This window comes from Actinomadura sp. ATCC 39365, from assembly GCF_054392275.1.
This window is the reverse complement of sequence record NZ_CP184335.1, coordinates 118461-139150: the sequence shown is the minus strand read 5'-3', so window position 1 is coordinate 139150 and position 20690 is coordinate 118461. Positions and strand designations below refer to the sequence as shown.

26 protein-coding genes are annotated in these 20690 nt (G+C 72.8%); 18 read left to right on the top strand and 8 right to left on the bottom strand.

What is annotated here, in order from left to right:
• Window positions 1-68 precede the first annotated feature (68 nt).
• The 4 genes from ACNF49_RS00790 (at window position 69) to ACNF49_RS00775 (ending at window position 2889) form a co-directional block, all read left to right on the top strand.
• Window positions 69-650, top strand: coding sequence for a hypothetical protein (locus ACNF49_RS00790; RefSeq protein ID WP_482942486.1), 582 nt, complete (start codon window positions 69-71; stop codon window positions 648-650).
• Window positions 651-794: 144 nt separating this feature from the next.
• A complete protein-coding gene (locus tag ACNF49_RS00785; protein WP_357706187.1) occupies window positions 795-1319 on the top strand; it encodes a sigma-70 family RNA polymerase sigma factor in 525 nt (174 codons plus the stop codon).
• Window positions 1316-2023 carry a zf-HC2 domain-containing protein gene (locus ACNF49_RS00780; RefSeq protein WP_482942485.1) on the top strand — a complete coding sequence of 236 codons (708 nt, stop codon included), beginning with the start codon at window positions 1316-1318 and terminating at the stop codon, window positions 2021-2023. Before ACNF49_RS00785 ends, ACNF49_RS00780 begins: the two co-directional genes overlap by 4 nt.
• A 17-nt stretch (window positions 2024-2040) precedes the next feature.
• Entirely contained in the window at window positions 2041-2889 is an 849-nt protein-coding gene (locus ACNF49_RS00775; protein WP_482942484.1) for a PHP domain-containing protein, read from the top strand.
• A gap of 19 nt (window positions 2890-2908) precedes the next feature.
• On the opposite strand, the gene ACNF49_RS00770 is transcribed toward ACNF49_RS00775, so the two are convergent.
• A complete protein-coding gene (locus ACNF49_RS00770; RefSeq protein WP_357967120.1) occupies window positions 2909-3505 on the bottom strand; it encodes a dienelactone hydrolase family protein in 597 nt (198 codons plus the stop codon).
• A 103-nt stretch (window positions 3506-3608) separates the two neighbouring features.
• On the opposite strand from ACNF49_RS00770, the gene ACNF49_RS00765 reads away from it, so the two are divergent.
• Together ACNF49_RS00765 and ACNF49_RS00760 are read left to right on the top strand one after the other, a co-directional pair.
• Window positions 3609-4799: an FUSC family protein gene (locus tag ACNF49_RS00765; RefSeq protein ID WP_482942483.1), complete on the top strand. Its 1191-nt coding sequence runs from the start codon at window positions 3609-3611 to the stop codon at window positions 4797-4799.
• Between the two features lie 42 nt (window positions 4800-4841).
• Window positions 4842-5078 carry an NUDIX hydrolase gene (locus ACNF49_RS00760; RefSeq protein WP_482942482.1) on the top strand — a complete coding sequence of 79 codons (237 nt, stop codon included), beginning with the start codon at window positions 4842-4844 and terminating at the stop codon, window positions 5076-5078.
• 19 nt (window positions 5079-5097) lie between these two features.
• Here ACNF49_RS00760 and ACNF49_RS00755 read toward each other — a convergent pair whose 3' ends face one another.
• The 3 genes from ACNF49_RS00755 to ACNF49_RS00745 all read right to left on the bottom strand — a co-directional run bounded on the left by ACNF49_RS00755 (window position 5098) and on the right by ACNF49_RS00745 (window position 9811).
• Window positions 5098-5466 (bottom strand): hypothetical protein, encoded by a 369-nt coding sequence (locus tag ACNF49_RS00755; RefSeq protein WP_357967125.1) that lies wholly within the window; start codon window positions 5464-5466, stop codon window positions 5098-5100.
• Between the two features lie 102 nt (window positions 5467-5568).
• Window positions 5569-9015 carry a tetratricopeptide repeat protein gene (locus ACNF49_RS00750; RefSeq protein ID WP_482942481.1) on the bottom strand — a complete coding sequence of 1149 codons (3447 nt, stop codon included), beginning with the start codon at window positions 9013-9015 and terminating at the stop codon, window positions 5569-5571.
• 103 nt (window positions 9016-9118) lie between these two features.
• Window positions 9119-9811 (bottom strand): winged helix-turn-helix transcriptional regulator, encoded by a 693-nt coding sequence (locus tag ACNF49_RS00745; protein ID WP_357967130.1) that lies wholly within the window; start codon window positions 9809-9811, stop codon window positions 9119-9121.
• Between the two features lie 176 nt (window positions 9812-9987).
• Between ACNF49_RS00745 and ACNF49_RS00740 the strand changes: the two genes are divergently transcribed.
• From ACNF49_RS00740 to ACNF49_RS00690, 11 genes are all read left to right on the top strand, one after another.
• A complete protein-coding gene (locus ACNF49_RS00740) occupies window positions 9988-10239 on the top strand; it encodes a MoaD/ThiS family protein (RefSeq protein ID WP_357967133.1) in 252 nt (83 codons plus the stop codon).
• Between the two features lie 72 nt (window positions 10240-10311).
• The gene (locus ACNF49_RS00735; RefSeq protein ID WP_357967135.1) at window positions 10312-10977 is read left to right on the top strand and encodes an LmeA family phospholipid-binding protein; all 666 of its coding nucleotides are present in this window, start codon (window positions 10312-10314) and stop codon (window positions 10975-10977) included.
• Window positions 10978-11014: 37 nt separating this feature from the next.
• A complete protein-coding gene (locus ACNF49_RS00730) occupies window positions 11015-11527 on the top strand; it encodes a sigma-70 family RNA polymerase sigma factor (RefSeq protein ID WP_125643242.1) in 513 nt (170 codons plus the stop codon).
• Window positions 11527-12342, top strand: a complete 816-nt coding sequence (locus ACNF49_RS00725) for an anti-sigma factor family protein (RefSeq protein ID WP_357967136.1) — start codon at window positions 11527-11529, stop codon at window positions 12340-12342. Before ACNF49_RS00730 ends, ACNF49_RS00725 begins: the two co-directional genes overlap by 1 nt.
• A gap of 28 nt (window positions 12343-12370) precedes the next feature.
• On the top strand, window positions 12371-12829 hold the full coding sequence (locus ACNF49_RS00720) for a thioredoxin family protein (protein WP_387679414.1): 459 nt from the start codon (window positions 12371-12373) through the stop codon (window positions 12827-12829).
• 32 nt (window positions 12830-12861) lie between these two features.
• Window positions 12862-12945 carry a putative leader peptide gene (locus tag ACNF49_RS00715; protein WP_350668905.1) on the top strand — a complete coding sequence of 28 codons (84 nt, stop codon included), beginning with the start codon at window positions 12862-12864 and terminating at the stop codon, window positions 12943-12945.
• A 58-nt stretch (window positions 12946-13003) separates the two neighbouring features.
• A complete protein-coding gene (locus tag ACNF49_RS00710) occupies window positions 13004-13417 on the top strand; it encodes a DUF4395 domain-containing protein (RefSeq protein WP_357967139.1) in 414 nt (137 codons plus the stop codon).
• The gene (locus tag ACNF49_RS00705) at window positions 13414-14253 is read left to right on the top strand and encodes a sulfurtransferase (RefSeq protein WP_357967141.1); all 840 of its coding nucleotides are present in this window, start codon (window positions 13414-13416) and stop codon (window positions 14251-14253) included. The genes ACNF49_RS00710 and ACNF49_RS00705 overlap by 4 nt, the downstream gene beginning before the upstream one ends.
• Window positions 14253-14555: a DUF1416 domain-containing protein gene (locus ACNF49_RS00700; protein WP_125643227.1), complete on the top strand. Its 303-nt coding sequence runs from the start codon at window positions 14253-14255 to the stop codon at window positions 14553-14555. Before ACNF49_RS00705 ends, ACNF49_RS00700 begins: the two co-directional genes overlap by 1 nt.
• A 110-nt stretch (window positions 14556-14665) precedes the next feature.
• Window positions 14666-15226: an RNA polymerase sigma factor gene (locus ACNF49_RS00695; RefSeq protein WP_357994477.1), complete on the top strand. Its 561-nt coding sequence runs from the start codon at window positions 14666-14668 to the stop codon at window positions 15224-15226.
• Window positions 15223-15975, top strand: coding sequence for a methylated-DNA--[protein]-cysteine S-methyltransferase (locus tag ACNF49_RS00690; RefSeq protein ID WP_482942480.1), 753 nt, complete (start codon window positions 15223-15225; stop codon window positions 15973-15975). Before ACNF49_RS00695 ends, ACNF49_RS00690 begins: the two co-directional genes overlap by 4 nt.
• On the opposite strand, the gene ACNF49_RS00685 is transcribed toward ACNF49_RS00690, so the two are convergent.
• Window positions 15951-16505 (bottom strand): helix-turn-helix domain-containing protein, encoded by a 555-nt coding sequence (locus ACNF49_RS00685; protein ID WP_482942479.1) that lies wholly within the window; start codon window positions 16503-16505, stop codon window positions 15951-15953. The genes ACNF49_RS00690 and ACNF49_RS00685 overlap by 25 nt on opposite strands.
• 226 nt (window positions 16506-16731) lie before the next feature.
• Between ACNF49_RS00685 and ACNF49_RS00680 the strand changes: the two genes are divergently transcribed.
• Window positions 16732-17973, top strand: coding sequence for a hypothetical protein (locus tag ACNF49_RS00680; protein WP_482942478.1), 1242 nt, complete (start codon window positions 16732-16734; stop codon window positions 17971-17973).
• On the opposite strand, the gene ACNF49_RS00675 is transcribed toward ACNF49_RS00680, so the two are convergent.
• From ACNF49_RS00675 to ACNF49_RS00665, 3 genes are read right to left on the bottom strand one after another with little or no spacing between them, the layout of a single operon-like run.
• On the bottom strand, window positions 17960-19216 hold the full coding sequence (locus ACNF49_RS00675; protein WP_482942477.1) for a hypothetical protein: 1257 nt from the start codon (window positions 19214-19216) through the stop codon (window positions 17960-17962). The genes ACNF49_RS00680 and ACNF49_RS00675 overlap by 14 nt on opposite strands.
• A 7-nt stretch (window positions 19217-19223) precedes the next feature.
• The gene (locus ACNF49_RS00670) at window positions 19224-19877 is read right to left on the bottom strand and encodes a hypothetical protein (protein ID WP_482942476.1); all 654 of its coding nucleotides are present in this window, start codon (window positions 19875-19877) and stop codon (window positions 19224-19226) included.
• Complete coding sequence (locus tag ACNF49_RS00665; protein WP_482942475.1) at window positions 19874-20542, bottom strand: hypothetical protein; 669 nt, start codon at window positions 20540-20542, stop codon at window positions 19874-19876. The genes ACNF49_RS00670 and ACNF49_RS00665 overlap by 4 nt, the downstream gene beginning before the upstream one ends.
• Window positions 20543-20690 lie beyond the last annotated feature (148 nt).

Below are 20690 nucleotides of genomic sequence, written 5' to 3'. Positions count from 1 at the left end.
AGCCGTTGAACCCCGCCCGCGCGGACCGGCGTACACCCTGACGACGACCACCGAGCCGGAGGACGGCGATGGACAGTCAGGGATGGGGTGGCGGGCTGGCCCTTCGGCCGCGCGACTACCTGGGGATGGGTGAGCCGCTGGCCGACGTGGTCGCGGCGGCGGGGCCGTACGAGGGGGAGGCGCTGCACCGGCTCGCGCTGGGCACGGCCGCCACCATGGCCAGGCTGCATCTGACCGGGATCGCGGGGCTGCGGCTCGGGCCGCACAACGTGCTGGTCGGGCCGCTCGGCGAGGCGTCGTTCGCGCCCGGCCCGAGGAGCAGCGACCTCCCGCCGGCCGACGTGCGCGAGTGGGCCGACGTGATCGTCTTCGCCGCCGCCGGGCACACCGGGGGCGGCGCGGACCTCGACCGGTTGCCGCCCGTGCTGCGCGGCCTGGTCGACCGGTGCCGCCGGGCGGACCCGGCCGCCCGGCCGACGGCGATCGAGCTGGTGCGCGTCCTGCTCGGGCACGCGGCCTCCGCCCGGCACGCCTCGGTGCGCGACCTGCTGCGCGAGGCCGAGGCATGGGCCGGTCCGCACGAGCCGGCACGTCCGGAGGCAGGGCCGCGAGCGGCGGGCCGGCACGGGCGTGCGTCATCGGGTGAATGATCAGCTGTTTATCGCTGAAACAACAGGTGGGGTGATTGATGCAAATCCCGTATCTTGTTCCTCGCCCGTGACTAGGGCAATAATTCAATATCAGTAGTTATCCGGGCGACATTTCATGATGTACGCAGCGCGAGGAGTCGCCGCGTGAATCATCGTGTGACCGACGAGGCCATGGTGCGGGCCCTGTACCGCGAATACGGGTCCCCGCTGATGGCCTTCGCCGTGCGGCTGACGGGCGGCGACCGGCGCTGGGCGGAGGACGTCGTCCAGGAGACGCTGGTACGCGCCTGGCGCAACCTCGGGGACCTGCGGACCGACAACGGCTCGTTGATGCCCTGGCTGGCCACCGTGGCCCGCCGGGTCGTGATCGACGACCGGCGCCGGGCCGGCACGCGCCCCCTCGACACCGTGGAGGAGGTCCCGGAACGCGCGAACGCCGTGGCCGCCGAGGACGACCGCCTGCTGCGCGAGATCGTGGTGACCGACGCCATGCTGTCGTTGTCGCCGGCGCACCGCCAGGTGCTCACGGAGACCTTCCTGCGCGATCGCACACTGCAGGAGGCCGCGGAGACGATCGGCGTGCCCGTGGGCACGGTGAAGTCCCGCGTGTACTACGCGATGCGGGCGTTACGCATCGCATTGGAGGAAAGGGGGGTGGGGCTCCCGTGAACGAAGTGCACCACGAGGACGTGGCTGCGTACGCGCTGGGCCTGCTGGACGACGACGAGCGCAACGCCTTCGAACGCCACCTGCACGGCTGCCCGAGCTGCGCCGGCGAGGTCGGCGCGTTCGCGGCCATGGGGGAGCTGATGCGCGACGTCGATCCCGACGACCTGCGCGCCGGGCCGCCGGAGTCCTCGCTGGACTCCCCGGTCGAGTCGCTGCTGGTGCGCCGGGCCGCCGTGGAGCGCCGCCGCCGCACCCTGCACCGGGGGCTCATGTCGGCCGCCGCGTGCTTCCTCGTCGCGACCGGCGTCTTCCTCGCCGTCAACGCGGCGACCTCGGGCCCCAACCCCGACAGCGTGCACAGCCCCGCCCGAGCCCTGCTCATGACCGGCCGCACCTACCCGGTCAACGACCCCGCGACCGGCGTGTCCGGCGTGGTGGGCGTCGAGGACAAGGGCTGGGGCACCCATGTGGCGCTGGAGCTCAAGGGCGTCAAGGGGCCGCTGAAGTGCCGACTGGTGGCCTTCGGCGACGACGGCCGCTCGGAGACCGTGGCGAGCTGGGGCGTGCCCGACAAGGGGTACGGCGTCCCGGGCGCCCCCGACCCCCTGCTGCTGCACGGCGGCACCAGCCTGACCCAGGACGACCTCAACCACTTCACCGTCGAGACCCTGGACGGCCGCATCCTCGCGACCGTGCAGGTGTGACCGCCTACCATCGAGCGATGCGCATCGACCTGCACAGCCACAGCACCGCCTCCGACGGCACGCAGCCGCCGGCCGACGTGGTGCGCCGCGCCCGCGAGCGCGGCCTCGACGTGCTCGCGCTGACCGACCACGACACCGTCGCCGGGCACCGCGCGGCCGTCGAGGCGCTGCCCGAGGGCCTGACGCTGGTGCCGGGCATGGAGCTGTCGTGCCGGCGGGCCGGGCAGAGCATCCACCTGCTCGCCTACCTCTTCGACCCCGCCGACCCCGAGCTGCTGGCCGAGTGCGAACGCATCCGCCGGGCCCGCGAGGAACGCGGCAGGCTGACCGTCGAACGGCTGGTCGAGCTGGGCGTGCCGATCACCTGGGAGCAGGTGTCCGCGGTGGCCGGCGACAGCCCGGTCGGACGGCCGCACATCGCCCGTGCCATGGTCGCCGCGGGGGCCGTGGCCGCGCCCGAGGAGGCGTTCACGCCCGAGTGGATCGGCGCGGGCGGCCGCGCGCACGTCACCCGCTACGCCCTCGACCCCGTACGCGCGGTCCGCCTGGTGCGGTCGGCCGGCGGGGTGCCCGTGCTGGCCCATCCGAAGGCGGTCAGGCGCGGCGAGGCGGTGCCCGACGAGTGGATCGCCGAGCTGGCCGCGGCCGGGCTGTTCGGTGTGGAGGCCGACCACCTCGACCACGACGACGAGGCCCGCGCCCACCTGCGCCGTCTCGCCGCCGGGCTCGGCCTGGAGGTGACCGGGTCGAGCGACGACCACGGCGAGCTGACCGGCCACCGCCTGGGCTGCGAGACCACCGACCCCGAGGTCTACGCGCACCTGCTCGCCGAGGCGAAGGGCGCCGCACCGGTCACGGCTCGCTGAAGCAGGCCGGCGGAACAGGTCATGGCGCGTTGAAGTAGGTGGTGAACCAGTCGCGGGCGTGTTCGGCGACGCTCTCCAGCGCGCCCGGCTCCTCGAACAGGTGGGTGGCGCCGGGCACGACGGTCAGGCGGTGCTCGGCGCTCAGGTGCCGCTGCGCCTCCTCGTTCAGGTCGATCACGATCGGGTCCCGGCCGCCGACGATGAGCAGGGTGGGCGCGCGTACCGCGGCCAGCCGTTTCCCGGCCAGGTCGGGCCGTCCGCCGCGGGAGACGATCGCCGCGATCCGGTTGTCCGGCTCGGCCGCCGCCCACAGCGCCGCCGCCGCGCCCGTGCTCGCGCCGAAGTAGCCGATCGGCAGCCCCGCCGCCTCCTCGTGCCCGCGCAGCTCCTCCGTACGCTCCAGCAGCCGCCCGGCCAGCAGCCCGATGTCGAACACGTTGGCCCGGTCGGCCTCCTCCTCGGGCGTGAGCAGGTCGAACAGCAGCGTCCCCAGTCCGGCCTTGTTCAGCACCTCGGCCACGTACCGGTTGCGCGGGCTGTGCCGGCCGCTGCCGCTGCCGTGCGCGAACACCACCACCCCCCGGGCGGCGTCAGGGACGACCAGGTCGCCGGTCATGCTTCACCTCCGACGGGCGCGCTGCCCCGCTGCGCCACAACCTTGCCGCTACCCAGGCACGGCGACCTCTATCCACCACTCGAATGGGCATTGACCTGGGAGTATGGACAAAGAGCCGGGGCGCAAGCAGCAGAGCGCCGGCGCGCCGCTCGGGCGGATCGTCTCGGGCGCGGCGGCCGGGCTCTCGCGCCTGCGCGCCCAGGGGTTCCGGGGGTGGCTGGGGGCCGAGCGGGAGGCGTTCGCCCAGACCGTCAAGGTGACGCTGGCCTGCGTGTTCGGGTGGTGGCTCGCCACGTTCGCGCTGAAGGTGCCGCTGCCGGTGCTGGTGCCGATCGGGGTGCTGCTCACGGTCTCGGCGACCGCCTACAGCACGGTCGTCCGCGGGTTCCAGCAGGTCGGGGCGGTCGTGGTCGGGGTGGCGGCGGCGTCGGGGCTGATCTGGCTGATGGGCGTCAACGCGCTGACGCTGGGCGTCCTGGTGGCGGCCGGGCTCGTGCTGACCCGGCTGCTCAACCTGCCGGCCCAGAACGTGCAGATCCCGATCACCGCCCTGCTGGTGCTCTCGCTCGGCCGCACGTACGGCTTCGCGCGCCTGGCCGACGTCCTGCTCGGCGCGGCCATCGGCATCGCGGCGAACCTGCTCATCCTGCCGCCGCGCTTCGTCGAGCACGCCGCCAGGGAGTTGTGCGACATGTCGTCCGAGCTGGCCGACCTGGCCCAGGACATGGCCGACGGGCTGAGCGGCCGCTGGACCGAGGACATGGCCCGCGACTGGCTCGACCGCGCCCGCGAGTTGTCCCAGCGCCTGGAGGAGACCAAGGACACCGCCGACCAGGCGGCCGAGTCCCTGCGCCTGACCTTCCGCCGGCGCCGCCGCTACGACCGGCGCCTGCGCCAGTCGGCCGAGGCCGCGACCTGCCTCGACCACGCCGGGCACCAGCTCAGGAGCATCGCGCGCGGGCTGGTGGACCTGGTCGCCGGCGCCCGCGGCCTGCCCGGCGAGAAGGCCGCCGACCTGCCCGAACCCCTGGCCGGCGAGCTGCGCGCGCTGTCGCGCATCTTCCGCGACTTCGGCCTGATCCAGGTGGGCAAGGCCGCGTCCAGGGACATGGCGGACCTGTGCGCGGCCCTGCGCGAGGGCGAGCACCAGCAGCGCCACCTGGCCGCCGAGCTGGCCGGCTCCCCGCCCAAGGGCCCCCTGTGGCCCCTGTACGGCGCCCTGCTCGACGACTGCGCCAGGATCCGCCACGAGTTCGACCCCGACACCGGCCCCCATCGGTCCGCCTTCCCCTGACCCCGCCCGCGGGCCCGCGAACCGTGTGGGCTCGACGTCGAGGTGGGCGGGGTCGTCGGTGCGGAGATCTTCCACATCGCCGGCGGCAAGGTCCTGGTCGTCGCCCTGCTCGCCACCCCCGCCGGGCCGGTCGAGCCGCGCGTCAGCGAGGAGCACAGCGACCTGCGCTTCTTCCCCGTCGACCGGCTGCCCGACGACCTCGAAGCCGGCTACGCGCCGCTGATCAGGGCGGCCGTCGGCGCGTGGCGCGAAGACGGCGGGACGCCACCGCGAAGGTGACGGCCCGCCGCGCCCCCGTTCAGGCCAGGAGCAGCGCGGTGACGAACTGGAGCAGGTGCCAGGCCACGTACGCGGCCAGCGAGCAGAACGCCCACTCCTTGCTCCTGCTCACCCGCGCCACCCAGACCAGCACCTCCACCGGTTCGGACCGCGGCCTGACCGCCCGTACCGCGAAGTAGGCCGCCATCAGCCAGGCCGCCCCCGACGCGGTGAGCAGCCCGACGGACAGGGCGAGCAGCACCCCCGGCCCCGCCGGCGGGTCACCCGGCGAGAGCTGACGGCTCCAGGCGGCCAGCACCCCGGCCAGCAGGCCGAGCGTGACCCGCCGGTCCCTGCGCGCCTGTCGCTTGAGTGACTGCAGGTCTCGACGCATATGGTTCTTGAGCATCCGGATCACCTCCGTGTCGTTGGCTGGTGACACCAGCCAACGGGAAGGCGCGGAGAAGATCTGCGACCTCACTTCCGAGATTTCCCGACTTTTAGCGGTGTTTCAGGAGAGCTCCCGCAGCTCCTGCGCCGCCCGCCGGCCCTCGAAGACGTCCCCCACCTCGTCCAGCGTGCGCACCGCCTCGGCAAGATGGGCCACCGCCGCCTCGCGGTCCCCGAGCCTGGCGGTGATCAGGCCGAGCGCCCTCAGCGCGCATCCCAGGTCGCGCCGCGTCCCGCACTCCAGGTGCACGTCCCTGGCCTGCTTGGCGTGGACCAGCGCCTCCTCGGCCCGGTCCAGGTCGAGCAGCACCATGGCCAGCGTCGTGAGCGCCGCCCCCCACCGGTCCTTGGTGCCGGTCTCGTTCTGCAGCTCGGCGGTCTGCCTGGCGTACGCCAGGGCCGCCGCGGGCTCACCGCCCGTGTGCAGCGCCTGCGCGATCGACAGCAGCGCGCTGGCCCGGTTGTCGCCCGTCTCCTCCCTGAGCGTCAGCGAGGCCCGCGCCGCCCGCAGCGCCTGCTCGTGCCACCCCAGCGACAGGTACGTGTACGCCAGCGTCTCCTGCACGTCGGCCTCGGCCCGCCGGTTGCCCAGCCCCTGGACCAGGTCCAGCGCCTCCAGCGCGTACACGAAGGCCACCTGGGGCAGGCCCTGGCGGCGGCGCACCCGGGCCAGCCGGTTGAGCATGCGGGCCTCGACGGGCTCGTCGCGGATCACCCGGCTGATGCCGAGCGCCTGGTTCAGGTAGTCGTCGGCGCGCAGGTAGTCCGACAGCCGCCAGTGCACCAGCCCGATGTCGCCGAGCGTCTCGGCCTTGCCCTGCTCGTGGTGGAGCTCGACCTGCACCGCCAGCGCCTGCTCGTAGCAGGCCAGCGCCTCGTCGTAGCGCGAGCCGTTGCGCGCGATGCGGCCCAGCGCGCACAGCGCCCGGCCGCAGCCGTGCTGGTCGCCGGTGGCCGTGTACCCGGCCAGGGCGCGTTCGGCGTCGCGGCGGGCGTCCTGCTGCAGTCGGAGCCGGTCGTAGATCTCGGCCAGGCAGAGCAGCGTCTCGGCCTCGGCGTGCTCGTCGCCCAGCTCGTGGCAGATCGACAACGCCTCCAGGCCCTCCGACAACGCCGCGTCCGGCTCGCCCAGGCTCTGCCGCACCCGGGCCGAGACGATCAGGCTCTGGGCGGTGCCCCTGCGGTCGCCCAGCTCCTCCCGTACGCGCAGCGCCTGGCCGGCGTACCGCAGCGCCAGGTCGTGCCGTTCCCGGGACAGGTGCAGCAGGGCGAGCGTGTGCAGGCAGGTGGCCACGCCGGCCAGGTCGCCGATCTCCTGGTACACCTCCAGCGCCTCGCCCGCGCGGCGCAGCGCCGCGTCCCTGTTGCCCGCGATGCCGTGCACCTCGGCCAGGTCGTTGAGCGCGCGGGCCAGCCCCGCGCGGTCGCCCAGCGAGGTGAAGTCGGCCAGCGCCTCGCCGATGAACCTGGCCGCCAGCGTGGAGGGCCCGATGTCGCGGTGGATCGAGCCGAGGTGGCTGCGCATGAGCGCGACGGCCCGCCGGTTGCCCACCTGGATGGCCGAGGTCAGCCCGGCCTGCTGCACCTCCAGGTTGTTCTCGTAGTACCGCAGCCTCCTGAACGGCTCGAACACCGCCTCGGCGAGCTGCCAGGCCATCCCGTACGCCCCGCTCTCCTCGGCCAGCCGCACCGCCGAGACCAGCGACCGCCGCTCGGCCTCGAACCACTCGCGCGGCGTGTCAGGGCCGGTCGCGACCGCCAGATAGTGGTCGAGCAGCCGCACCCTGGCCTCGCGCACCCCCGCCTCGGCGTGCCGGCCCAGCTCCCTGGCCTGCCACTTGACCAGGTCGTGCACCCGGTACCGCGACCCGGGCAGCGGCTCGACCAGGTACGCCCGGTGCAGCCCCTCCACCGCCGCCACCGCCTCGCCCACCGGCACGCCCAGCGCCGCCGCCAGCACCTCCGGCGCGAAGTCCCGCCCGGGAAGCAGCCCGACGTGCCGGAAGGCCCGCCGCTGCGCGTGGCTCAGCGACTCGTACGCCAGGTCCAGCGCCGACCTGAACGCCTCCTCCGGGTCCCCGGCCAGCGGCCGGTCCGGCGTACGCAGCTCCGCAGCCCGCGACCGCACGCTCAGCCCCGGATCCTCGGCCAGCTTGGCGGCCGAGATCCGCAACGCGTACGGATGGTACGAGCACACCCGGGCCAGCTCGGCCAGCGCGTCCCGGTCGGCGGCCCGCGGCGAGCCCTCGCCGAGCACCGACACCAGCAGCGCCACCGCGTTGCCCGGGTCGAGCACCGACAGGTCCATGAGGTCGGCGTGCCCGGTGGCGCGCAGCGGCGCCATCCGCGTCCTGCTGGTCACCAGCACCACGCAGTCCTTGCCGCCGGGCAGCAGCGCCCGCACCTGGGCCGGGTCGGCCGCGTTGTCCAGGACGAGCAGCAGCCTGCGCCCGGCGATCCTGCTGCGGTAGAGCAGCATCAGCTCGGCCTCGTCGGAGGCCGGCATGTGCTCGCCGACGCCGAGCGAACGCAGGATCTGCCCGAGCGCCTCGGCCGAGCTCATCGGCGGCTGGGTCGGCGACTGGCCGCGCAGGTCGATCATGATCTGGCCGTCGGGGAACCGGTCGGCGTGCAGGTGGCCCCAATGCGTCACCAGCGCGGTCTTGCCCACGCCGGTCAGGCCCTGCACGACCATGGTGTTCGTCCGCCGCGGCCGGTCCAGCCAGGCCGTGAGCAGGTCGAGGCTCTGCTGGCGGCCGGTGAAGTCGGACACGCCGGCGGGCAGCTGGCGCGGCTTCGGCAGCTCGCCGACCGGCAGCGGCCCGGCCTGCGCGCCCGGCCGCGTGAGGAACGGCGTCACCCGGCCGCGCCACGGCTCGGACAGGTGCTCCCAGGCCCCCGCGGCCTCGCGCAGCGCCACCGGGTCGGCGATCCGCAGCCGCCGGTACCCCGGCCGCACCAGCCAGCCGCGCCTGACCCACTGCGTGAGCTGCCGCTGCACGACGTCGGGCGCGCTGCCCACGAGGTCGGCCAGCGTCTCCATGGACAGCGGCGGCGCGGCGGGGGAGGCCAGCTCGTACCGCTCGTCCAGGTGCAGCAGCCACACGGCCAGGCGGGCGGCGACCGGGGCCCGGGCCAGCGCCTCGTGCCTGCGGGCCGCCAGGTTCCTGGCGAACAGCTCCTGGACGAGCGCGGTCGCCACGGCCGGGCCCGCCGAGGCGTGCTCGCGTAACCGCCGCAGGTCGATGGGCCAGGCCCGGACCTCGGTCAGGGCGTCCACCTTGACGCACTCTCCCGGGCTCCAGAAGGCCAGCTCGCCCACCAGGTCGCCGGGGCCGCGCAGGTCGTGCACGACCTCCCGGTCGCCGCCGGGGACGTGCTCGCGGGCGTACCCGTGGTCAATCAGGTGGACGCGGTTGACCGGCCGGACCGGTGAGCAGATCAGCTCGCCGCGGCGGAAGAGGCGGGGGCTCGCGCCCTCGTCCACGAGTGACCTGAACAGACCCACGCCGCCACCACCACCAATCCGGGGACGGCGGTGTCCTCGACATGACAGGTTGGAAACAGACCCAACGACAAAGTGTCACATCAGGCGAACACGGGTCAACGGATCACACGTGGGCCGAATCGCTGCGATCGGGCACGAACCGGTAGCCGACGTTGCGGACGGTCCCGATCAGCGACTCGTTCTCGGTGCCGAGCTTGGCGCGCAGCCGCCGGACGTGCACGTCGACCGTCCTGGTGCCGCCGAAGTAGTCGTAGCCCCAGACCTCCTGAAGGAGCTGGGCGCGGGTGAAGACCCGGCCGGGATGCTGGGCCAGGTACTTCAGCAGCTCGAACTCCTTGAACGTCAGGTCGAGCACGTTCCCGCGCAGCCGCGCGGTGTAGGTGGCCTCGTCGATCGACAGGTCGCCGCTGCGGATCTCGTCGGGGACGTCCTCGGCGGCGACCTGCGACCTGCGCCCGGTCGCCATGCGCAGCCGCGCCTCCACCTCGGCGGGCCCGGCGGTCTCCAGCAGCACGTCGTCGACCCCCCACTCGGCGGTCATCGCGGCCAGGCCGCCCTCGGTCACCACCACCAGCAGCGGGCAGTCGATGCCCGTGGTGCGGATCAACCGGCACAGGCTCTTGGCCTGGACGAGCTCCTTGCGCGCGTCGACGACGACGGCGTCGGCGGGCGGCGTGTCGATGAGCGCAGACGCCTCGGCCGGCGAGACCCGGACGGAGTGGAGCAGCAACCCCAGCGCCGGCAGCACCTCGGAGGACGGCTCGAGGGCGTTGGTCAGCAGCAGCAGGTTGCTCATCACGGCCTCCTCTAACACACAAGGACCCGGAGGCGACGTCGCCCAGGTCCTGTACGCGAGGATATCCCACGGCTTGGTCGCGTCCATTGCGCGTCCACCAGGTGAACAGCGGGCCCTTTGAAACAACCACGTAAAGGGCGTCGCACAATAGAGCGAAGGCGATTGTGAGGCAACGCATGGCCACAGGAAAAGTACGTTATTGGGCGGCGGCCAAGGAGGCCGCCGGAGTCGCGGAGGAGTCGTTCGAGGCGGCGACTCTTGGCGAACTGATGACCAAAATCACAGCGAACCGGGCCGAGCTCGCCCGGGTGGTCGGCCGTTCGTCGTTCCTCGTCGACGGCGCCCCCGTGGGCCGGCGCGCCCATGACACGGTGGTGCTCGGCGAGGGCGTCACGGTGGAGGTGCTGCCGCCCTTCGCCGGCGGGTGATCGACGGCTCCGGCGGGGAAGGAGACCGCCGGATCGATAGGCTCGACACCCCCGCCGACGACAGGGAGCCCCATGCGCAAGCTGATCATCTTTCTGATCGTGCTGGTCGTCCTCTTCGTCGTCGTCGATCGCGTCGCCGTGGCCGGGGTGGAGCGTGACCTGTCCAACCGGATCGCCGCCGCCACCGACCTCAGCGGCACCCCCAAGGTGACGATCGAGGGCATCCCGTTTCTCACTCAGGCCGTCTCGGGGCACTATCCCGAGGTACGGTTCGATCTCGGCACCCTCACCTACGGAGGCGTGCCGGTGAAGAACCTGCGCGGCGTCGCCTACGACGTGACCGCCCCGCTGTCCGACGTGCTGCAGAACCGTGCCGACGTCCGGGCCGGGCGCGTCACCGTGAGCGGCGTGCTCACCCGGGCCACGATCGACAAGTACGCGCCCCGGGGCATCAAGATCAGCGGCAACGGGCGGCGGCTCGTGGCGTCGGGAGAGGTGACGGTGGGGATGCAGAAGGTGCAGTTCACCGCGGAGATGCGGGTCGACGTGGCCGACGGCGCCATCAGGCTCCAGGCGGAGAAGATCCAGGGCGTGCCCGACCAGCTCGCCCGCTTCGTCACCTACACGATCCCGTTCAAGGGCGGGCTGCCCTTCGACGTGAGGATCACCGGGGTCAAGAGCGTGGCCGACGGATTGGAGTTCTCGGCCGAAGCGTCTGACGTGCCGATCCGTGGATGAGCCTGAACCGCTGCGGCCCCCCGTACGTGATGAGGGCGTGAGCGCAGCAGGCACCGCGGACGAGGAGCTCGTACGCACCCTCTTCGACGAGCACGCCGGGCCACTCTACGGGTACGTGCTGCGACTCACCGGTGATTCCGGACGTGCGGAGGACGTGGTGCAGGAGACGCTGCTGCGGGCCTGGCGGCACCCCGACGCGCTCTCCGGCCGTCCCATCCGGGCCTGGCTGTTCACGGTGGCGCGTAACCTCGTGGTCGACCAGCACCGCGCCAAGAAGGCCAGGCCGCAGGAGACCGGCGACGAGGCCCTCGCGGTCCTGCCGGCCGACGACGAGCTGGAACGGGCGGTCGAGTCGTGGGCCGTGGCCGAGGCGCTGGCCGCGCTGCGGCCCGAGCACCGCGAGGTGCTGCTGGAGGTCTACTACCGGGGGCGATCGGTGAAGGAGGCGTCGGCGACGCTGGGCATTCCGCCGGGCACGGTCAAGTCGCGCACCTACTACGCGCTGCGCGCGCTCAAGCTGGCGCTCGAAGAGCGGGGGCTGGCGCCGTGATGACCTGCGAAGAAGTGCGCATCGCCATGGGCGCGCACGCCTTGGGCGCGCTCGAACCCGACGAGGCGCTGGAGATCGACAACCACCTGGCCACCTGCGAGACCTGCGGCGCCGAGCTGCTCGAACTCGAAGGCGTCGCCGCCTTCCTCGGCAAGGTGTCCGAGCGCGACGTCGAGCTGGTGGCCAGCCCGCCGCGCCAGGTGCTCGACCGGCTGCTCAACGCCCGCGCCCGGCGCCACCGGCGCGGCCGGCTCATGCTGGCCGTGGCCGCCTCCGTCGCGGTGATCGCCGTCGGCGGCACGGTCTGGACCGTCACCCGGCAGGACGTCGGGCAGCAGACCGCGGCCGCCCCCGCGGCCGCCCCCCAGTCGTCGGCGGCCGGGAAGTCGCCCGAGACGGAGGGCTTCGTCGCCAGCGACGCCGCGCCCGAGGCCCAGCTCAGGAAGGCCCTCCCGACGCCGAGCGCGATGCCCACGACGCCCCTGAGCACCACCGGCGACGGCCGGGCGTTCAAGGGCGAGAATGCGGCCAAGGACTACTACGCCACGGTCTACGCCCTGCCCGGCGACGGGCGCACCGAGCTGCTGGTGACCGTGCGGAACGTGCCGGTCGGCACCGCCTGCAGCCTGGCCGTCTACGACGACAGGGGGCGGCGCGAGGTCGTCGGGAGCTGGACCGTCAGCCGCGAGACCTACCGCAAGGAGACCGTCTTCCAGATGGCGACGCCGGTGCTCATGCGGCGCATCGACCGCTTCGAGGTCGTCGACCGGCGGGGACGCGTCCTGGTGAACGTCGCCGGCCCGGCCAGGAAGTAATCGCGGCCGCCCGTGGTTGGCACCTGAGGTGACGGGTCTGTGGATCGCGCTGGCGACGCTGGCGCTCGGCACGGTGATCGGGGTGGTTCGTCTGCGCCGCGACGGACGGGTGCGCGCGGCGGCCGGTGAACGGCTGACCGCGGACATGCTGGGCGCCGCCATGGGCGAGCGGGCCACGCTGGTGCAGTTCTCGACCGCCTTCTGCCAGCCCTGCCGGGCGACCAGGCGGGTGCTGGCCGACGTGAGCGCGCTCGTGCCCGGGGTGGCGCACGTGGAGATCGACGCGGAGTCCCGGCTCGATCTGGTGCGGCGGTTCGACGTCATGCGTACGCCGACCGTATTTGTGCTGGATCCGTCAGGTAACGTGGTCAAAAAGGCCTCTGGCCAGCCGCGGAAGGCCGACGTGCTGGCCGCGCTGGCGGTCGCGATCCCCTCCGGGGAGTCACGGCCGTCTCACGAACTGTCTCAGAACTCGGACGAGATGTGACAGATGGCGAGACGACGAGTAGGGTCGTCGCTATGAACCCGTCGACAGAGCTGCTCACGAAGCGGCGCGCGGTTGATTTCTGCCGCGTGGCCACCGCGCTCTGTCGCGCTGCCTGAGGACGGTCACCGCGGACATCTGGTCCGCCCCATTCGACCCCTTCAGGAGCATCCTGCGATGCGTGCTGATCCCAGAGCGCTGCGCTTCGGTGCGGCCGTCACCACCTTGGTCCTCGCTCTCGTCCTCGTGACGGGGAACGCGTGGCTGCTCGCCGTCCAGGCGGTGGTCTTCGCGCTGGGAGTCGCACGCCGCTCGCCGTACACGATGCTCTTCAAGGCGCTCGTCAGGAGCGCGCCGAAGGAGACCGAAGACGCCCGCCCGCCGCGGTTCGCGCAGGGGGTGGGGCTGCTCTTCGCGGTCGCGGGGCTGGCCGGGTTCGCCGCCGGGATCACACCGCTGGCCCTCGGGGCCACGGCCGCGGCTCTCCTCGCCGCCTTCCTCAACGCAGCCTTCGGATTCTGCCTCGGCTGCGAAACGTACCTGCTCACCCGCCGTCTACTGCCCGCCGCCAAAATGGAGGTTTCCCAATGAGCCGCTCCGCCGCCCTGGTGGACGCCGACTGGGTCGAGGCCAACCTCGACACCCCCAACGTCGTACTCGTCGAGGTCGACGAAGACGTCAGCGCCTATGACAAGGGCCACATCCGTGGCGCCGTGAAGGTCGACTGGCGGCAGGACCTGCAGGACCCGGTCCGCCGCGACTTCGTGGACAAGACCGGTTTCGAGGCCCTGCTGTCGGACCGCGGCATTTCCAACGATGACACCGTCGTGCTCTACGGTGGCAACAACAACTGGTTCGCGTCCTACGCGTACTGGTACTTCAAGCTCTACGGCCACCAGGACGTCAAGCTGCTCGACGGCGGGCGCAAGAAGTGGGAGCTCGACTCCCGCGAGCTGGTCCGCGACGTGCCCGAGCGCGCCAAGACCCAGTACGTCGCCCAGGAGCAGGACACCGCGATCCGCGCCTTCCGCGACGACGTGGTCGCCGCGATCGGCAAGCTCAACCTGGTCGACGTGCGTTCGCCCGACGAGTTCACCGGCAAGCTGCTCGCCCCGGCCCACCTCCCGCAGGAGCAGGCCCAGCGCGGCGGCCACGTGCCCACCGCCCGCAACATCCCGTGGTCCAAGGCCGCGAACGACGACGGCACCTTCAAGTCCGACGACGCGCTGCGCGCCCTCTACGGCGAGGCCGGCGTCGACTTCGGCAAGGACACCATCGCCTACTGCCGCATCGGCGAGCGCTCGGCGCACACGTGGTTCGTGCTGCACGAGCTCCTCGACCAGGGCAACGTGAAGAACTACGACGGTTCGTGGACGGAATACGGCTCGCTCGTGGGCGTGCCGATCGAGCTGGGGGAGGCCCGCTGATGACCACTGCACAGGGTTGCGGAGCGCCGGAGCAGACCATCGCGCTGCCGGCCGGGATCGATCTGTCCAACCAGGCCGTCATCCAGGGCGTGGTGACGGGCGCCACCACCGCCTACGCGCGGCTGCTCGACGACTCCGGCGAGTTCACCGGTGAGGTCGTCGTCTCCGACGACGGCGTCTTCCGCTTCTTCGCCGCGCCCGGCGACTGGACCGTCCGCATCATCGCGGGCGGCGGCGTCACCCGCGACGTTCAGGTGGAGGCCAAGCTGGGTGAGGTCTCCCAGCTCGCGGTCGCCGTCTGAGCCCAGACAGCGCCGAGACGGGGCCCGTGTCCACACCGGACACGGGCCCCGTTCCCGTTCCCGTTCCGGGCGAGCGCAACGAAACCCGGGGCGGCGGTGTTGTAGAGGGCGTGAGTGGAACCGACTGTCTCGACCCGGTGCGCAAGGCGCTCCTCGACGACCTCGACGAGGGCTTCGCCGAGCTGTACGCCGCCCACCGCGGCCTGGTCTTCTCGACCGCGCTGCGGCTGAGCGGGCGCTGGGCCGACGCCGAGGACCTCACCGCCGAGGCGTTCCTGCGGGCGTACCGGGCACTGGCGGGCTACGAGCCCGACCGCGTGGCCGCGCTGCAGCCGCGGGCCTGGCTGATGACGATCCTCATGAACATCTGGCGCAACTGCGCCAGGGCCAAATCCCGCAAACCGCCACCCGACCTGCGTGACGAGCCCGTGGACGAGCCCGACCCCGCCCAGGACGTCGAGGAGGCGGCGGTCCGCAGGGAGACCGGCGACGAGCTGTCGGACCTGCTCGGCCTGCTGCCCGAGGAACAGCGGGCCGCCGTGGTGCTCCGGCACGTCGTCGACCTGCCGGTCAGCGAGATCGCCACCGTGCTCAGGATTCCGCAGGGCACGGTCAAGTCGCACGTGTCGCGAGGGCTGCGGCGGCTGCGCGAACTGGGAGGTGCCCGATGAACAACGATTCACTCCTGGCCGGGCTGGCCGCGCTGGCCACCGACGCGCCCGCCGGGCTGCTCGACCGGATCGCCGCCCGCTGGGTGAGCGTGCCCGCGCCGATCGGCGAGCTGCGGGTGGCCTTCACCGACCAGGGCGTGGCGTACGTGCACGCCGGCGACGACTTCGCCGCCTCGTTCAGGAAACGCTTCGGCCGGCCGCTGCTGGCCGCCGACCGGCCGCCCGCGGGGCTGGTGCCCGCGCTGCGCACCGGCCGCCTCGGCAAGGTGGCGCTGGACCTGCGCGGCGTCAGCGGCTTCCAGCGTGACGTGCTCGACGCGGTCAGGACGATCCCGAGGGGCGAGGTCAGGCCGTACTCGTGGGTGGCGGCGCAGATCGGGCGGCCCCGGGCGGTACGCGCGGTGGGGACGGCGCTCGGCGCCAACCCGGTGCCGCTGCTCGTGCCGTGCCACCGGGTCGTCAGGTCCGACGGCGTGACCGGCGACTACGTGTTCGGCCCGGCGGCCAAGGAGCGGCTGCTGCTGGCCGAGGGCGTCGACCTGGACCGGGTGCGCGCGCTGGCCGGGGAGCGGGTGTTCTACCTGGCCAGCGACACCACCGGCGTGGTGTGCTTCCCGACCTGCCACAACGCCCGCCGGATCACCCCCGCCCACCGGCACGGCTTCCGCAGCGTCGCCCAGGCCAGGGCGGCCGGCTACCGGCCGTGCCGCACCTGCCGGCCCGCTCAGGCGGAGGGCTTGGTCGGGTAACGCATCAGCAGGGTGGCGCGCACGACGTCGGGGCCGTGCGCGCGGTAGCCGTGGGGGACGTCGGAGAGCCAGGAGATGTGGTCGCCGGGCCCGGCCGTGAGCGGCTCGTGGATCGGGCCGGCGCTGAGCGTGCCGGTGAAGACCGTGACGTGCTCGCTCACCCCCTTGTGGTGGGCGGGCGAGGTCTGGGTGATCCCCGGGGGCACGCGGACGCGGTAGAGCTCGTAGGTGACGCTGTCGTCCTCGAAGACCTCCAGCAGGTCGGCCTCGATGGCGGCGCCGCGCATGGTCTGCGGCTCGGGCGGCGAGTCGAGTATCGCCCCGATGGGCACGCCCAGCTGCGCGGTGATCGCCCAGAGCGTCTCCAGCGTGGGGTTGCGGGTGCCGGTCTCGACGCCGGACAGCGTGGCCTTCCCGATGCCCGCCCGCTTGGCGAGCTCGGACAGCGAGACCCCGCGCGCCTGGCGCAGCCGTCGCAGCCGGTCACCGACGACGGCGGGGTCCTGGTCGAACGCGGGCAGCGGGTCCATAACGCCATCGTGCCGCAAGGCTCGTCCGGTGTGACCGCCTCCTGTGGGCCGAATCGTCGTTTTCCCGCATTTGTCACTGCTCAGGAGTGGCCTGGAAACACGCTGGCCACAGGGTGTCCACGGGTTGCGGCTGCGGCGTAAGGGACAGACCGCTACGATTCAGCAGATGTCCGGATCGACAGGTGTGATGGCGCCGCCCCGACCTGGGCCTACGCCGGCTCAGCGGATGCCGTCGCCGTATTCGCTGCCCCTGCACGCGCTGCGCCTCGCGGGGAAATGCGCGCTGCCCCTGATCCTCTGGTACGCGGCGGGCCAGGTCGTGCGCTTCGCCCTGCTGTACGCCGCCACCGAGCTCGCCTACGGCGACCTGCGCCAGCTCCGGCTGGTGGGCACGGTCACCTTCCTGACCCTGATCGTCCTCGCGGTGATGACGGTCACCACGGGCATGCTCTACACCCTGCGCGGCGCGCTGTGGGAGATGCGCGCGCGGCGGGCGGAGGGCGTCGAGGACGAGCGCTTCTTCCGGGTGCTGGACCGGGTGGCCCCCGCCTTCGCGGTGCTCTACCTGTCGTGGGGCTGGCACGTGGAGGACGCCCGCGCCCTGCAGCGGATGGACCTGAACCACCACTTCTACGACATGACGTCGGCGGCCTGGTTCGGCGAGGAGACCCAGGTCGGCAAGGGTCTCACCGACCTCGACTGGCGCGTCTCGCTGGGCGCGATGGTCGTGCTGTTCGGCCTGAAGTGGCTGTTCGCCAAGCTCGTGGAGCAGGGCAAGGGCAAGCTGTACGGCTTCGGCGCCGCCTTCTCCGAGTTCGCCTTCGTCTTCTACGGACTGAACGCCACCGTCGCCATCGCCGGGCTGCGCTCGGACTGGGTGCAGCACCGCAGCGTGGTCGCCGGCGGCGCGGACCTGCTGGAGCAGGCGGAGAAGAGCGTGCCGCTGTGGAAGACGGTCACGGGCGCGGTGGGCGACTTCTGGCCGTACTTCATCGGCGGCGTCGCCGTCCCGCTGGCCTGGCTGACCGTGGCGATGCTGGTCTTCGGCGCCTACTCCGACGAGACCCGCAGCCTGGTCAAGGGCACCCGGTTCGAACGGGGCGTGGACCGGCTGGAGGGCAGCCACGACCTCACCAAGAGGTCGTTCGACCAGCTCACCGGCGGCTTCCGGGACCGCTGGCTGCCGCTGGCCAACTCCCTGCGGATGATCGCCAAGGGCGGCGCGCCGCTGTTCGGCATGATGTGCCTGAGCTACGTCGCCCTCACCGTGGGCGCCGAGTACGCCGAGCGCGCCGTGGTGACGCTCGTCGGCTCGCAGGCCGAGTGGGCCTGGGCGTACAAGCAGGGGCCCGTGACGTTCGTGCGCGGGCTGGTCGTGACCGTGCTCACCATGGCGCTGCTGGCGGCCACGTACGACCTGGCCGCCACGCGGGCCCGGCTCAAGGGCGAGCCGCTCAGCGACGTATGAACCGCAGCACGTCCGCCTCCGGCTTGCCGGCCTTCTCCCGCTTGAAGAAGTCCGCGGTCGGGGTGTCGGAGCGGTAGTCGCTGACCCTGAAGGAGAGCTCGACCTCGTTCGCGACCGGCGTCGGCACGATGGCCATGCCCTCGAACGTGTACTCCTTGCCCAGCTCCAGCCGGTCCGTCGGGCGGTCGCCCGGCGTGAACTCCACCGTCCAGGTCCGGCCGGCGCGGTCCGCCAGCTTGACCTTGTCCGGCGGGGCGGTCATGGTGGCGCTGGACTCGTCGAGGAGCTTCTGGGTGATGTCCACCTTCAGCCAGGTGACCTCGGGGCCGTGCTTGCTGCCCTGCGGGGCCTGGACGGGCTTCAGGGCGGCCTTCCACTCGATGTCGTGGACCTTCCCCGACTGGCCGGGGGCGACGGCGATCTCCTTGACCTTGATGCCGTCGGTGATGGTCGTGTCGTAGAAGCGGTAGCCGTCGTAGGTGTTGAGGCCCATGGCGACGACGGAGGCCACGGCGGCGCCCACGGCGACCAGGACCAGCCGGCGGCGCCTGGGCGGCGGGGCGTCCTGCGGGGCCGCCGGCGGCTGCTCCGGTGGCGGCACGGCGGCCGCGCCCGGAGGCCGCTGCGGGGACGGCATCGTCATGCCGGGCCGGATGGCGGGCAGCGGCTGGGTGCTGCTGCCTCCTGAGGACTCCCGCGGGGCGGGCGGCCACACCTGCTGGTCCGGATGCACGAACCGGCCGCGTCCTGGCCCACCGGGCATCCCAGGCCCGCCGGGTGTGCCCGCGCCGGGCATGCCAGGGCCGGGCTGCTGCGCGCCGCCACGGCCGGGAGGTGCCCCGGCCGGGCCGGTCGGGGGAGTCACGTGGCCGGAAGGAGCGGAGCCGGAAGGAGCGGGGCCGGAGGGCGCGGGGCCGTAGCCGGGAGGCGGCGTGGGACGGGTCGGCGGCGGGGTGGCGCGGTCGCGCGGGGAGCCCGTACGGCGACGCCGGGGCCTGCTGGGCAGCGGCGACGGCGGCATCGGCCCGGTCCCGGGCGGTGGCGTCTGCGGCGACGGCGGCATCGGCCCCGCCGCGGGCGGCTGGGACGGCGGCGGCTCCGGCGCGGGGAACACGGGGGACCCCGGCGGGGCCGCGGGGTCCGCGGGCGCCGGGGGAGGCGGGAAGGCCGAGGGGGCCGGGGCAGGGTCCTCGGGCTGGTGGTCGTTCCTGGGGGCGAACCAGTCGCGCTCGTTCGTGCTCACAGTGCGATCACTTCTTGACGGTGGAGTAGACGGCCTGCGGCGAGGCCGCGAGCTTGCGCGCGGCCTCCTCGTCGAGCCCGAGGTCGACCTCGACCTCCGGCTGGAACGGCTCCACCACCGCCTCGGCCGGCAGCCCGAAGACCACCCGCGCCCCCGGCAACGCCGATGAGGGAACCTCGAAGAAGAACCGCCCGCTGACCCAGATGTCGGGCTGCACCCACGTGTTGGCCAGCGTCAGGGGGCTCGCCACGCGGTCGGTGGCCGCGAACTTCTTGCCGTCCGCGGTCAGCAGCTGCGGCTGCCCCAGGTGGTACGGCTTGAGGCTCGACCTGGCCGAGGCGTTGACCACGAGGAACAGGTTGTCCGTCGTGATGGTCCGGTCGCTGTTCTGGATCGTCTTGGTGGCCAGGAACGAGTCGAGCCGGACGGTGAACCGCCGGGCGTCCACGTCCTCGCCCTTGGCGCCCGTGTAGGTCACCCTGGCGCCCGCCTCGTTGGCGGACAGGTGGAACGTCTGCAGCCCGACGGCGGCGGCCGCCAGCAGCAGCCCGGCGCAGGCGTTGAGCACTCTGGAGCCGCCGCCCGGCCCGCGTCCGGCGCCGCGGCCGGGCCGGTCGGGACGCCCGGGGACGGCGGAGGAACGCGGCTGGGTGGCGGTCATGCCCCCTCACCCGCCTTGACCGGCAGCGTCACGCGGGCCTTCACCTCGGGGTAGAACTTGTCCTCCTTCTCCTCGGCGACCATCTGCCAGCGCAGCCGCTCGTCCTCGAAGCCGGGGGCGTACTCGAAGGTGGCCACGTCGAGCGTGATCTTGTCCGGTGGCCGTTCGGTCGCGCCGAGCCGGTACCGGACGAGGACCTGGCTGGTCACGCCGGGGTGGAGCTGCCGGGTCTCGTCGCCCTTGTTCAGGGCATAGACGAAGGGCCCCGACTCCTTGGGGAACTTGGGGCTGATGGAGACGAGCGAGTCGGCGAAGGACATGCCGAGCCACGCCTTGTCCGGCTTGGCGGGGTCGGGGGGCACGCCGACGCTGGAGGTCTCGTCCCCCTTGTTGGTGACCTCGAAGACCAGCTCCACGAACCGCTTGTCCTCGTCGAACTGCGTCTTGGCCCGCTCGACCCTGACCCGCGACTCGACGAAGCGCGTGGAGTAACGGCCCTGGTCGAGCGTCGCACCCTGGCCGAGCAGGTCCGGGCCCTTGTCGGGGGCCTCGTTCAGCCCGCCCAGCAGGGCCGTGATGCCGACGGCCGTGACCGCCACGAGGGCCACGATGGGCACCGCCACCGGGCGTGTCGGCCTCGTGCTGCCGCCGGAGGGTTCGGTCATGGGTATGGATGGTAATAGGTCACGGTTGCCCCATCTGCCGCAATGCTCCCTTCTGGCGGGTGGAATTGCCGCGAACCCTGCCGCTACGGGGGTGGAAGCTCATACGCTGTCACGGAGCGGAAAAGGGCTGGCCCCTGCAACTAACGAC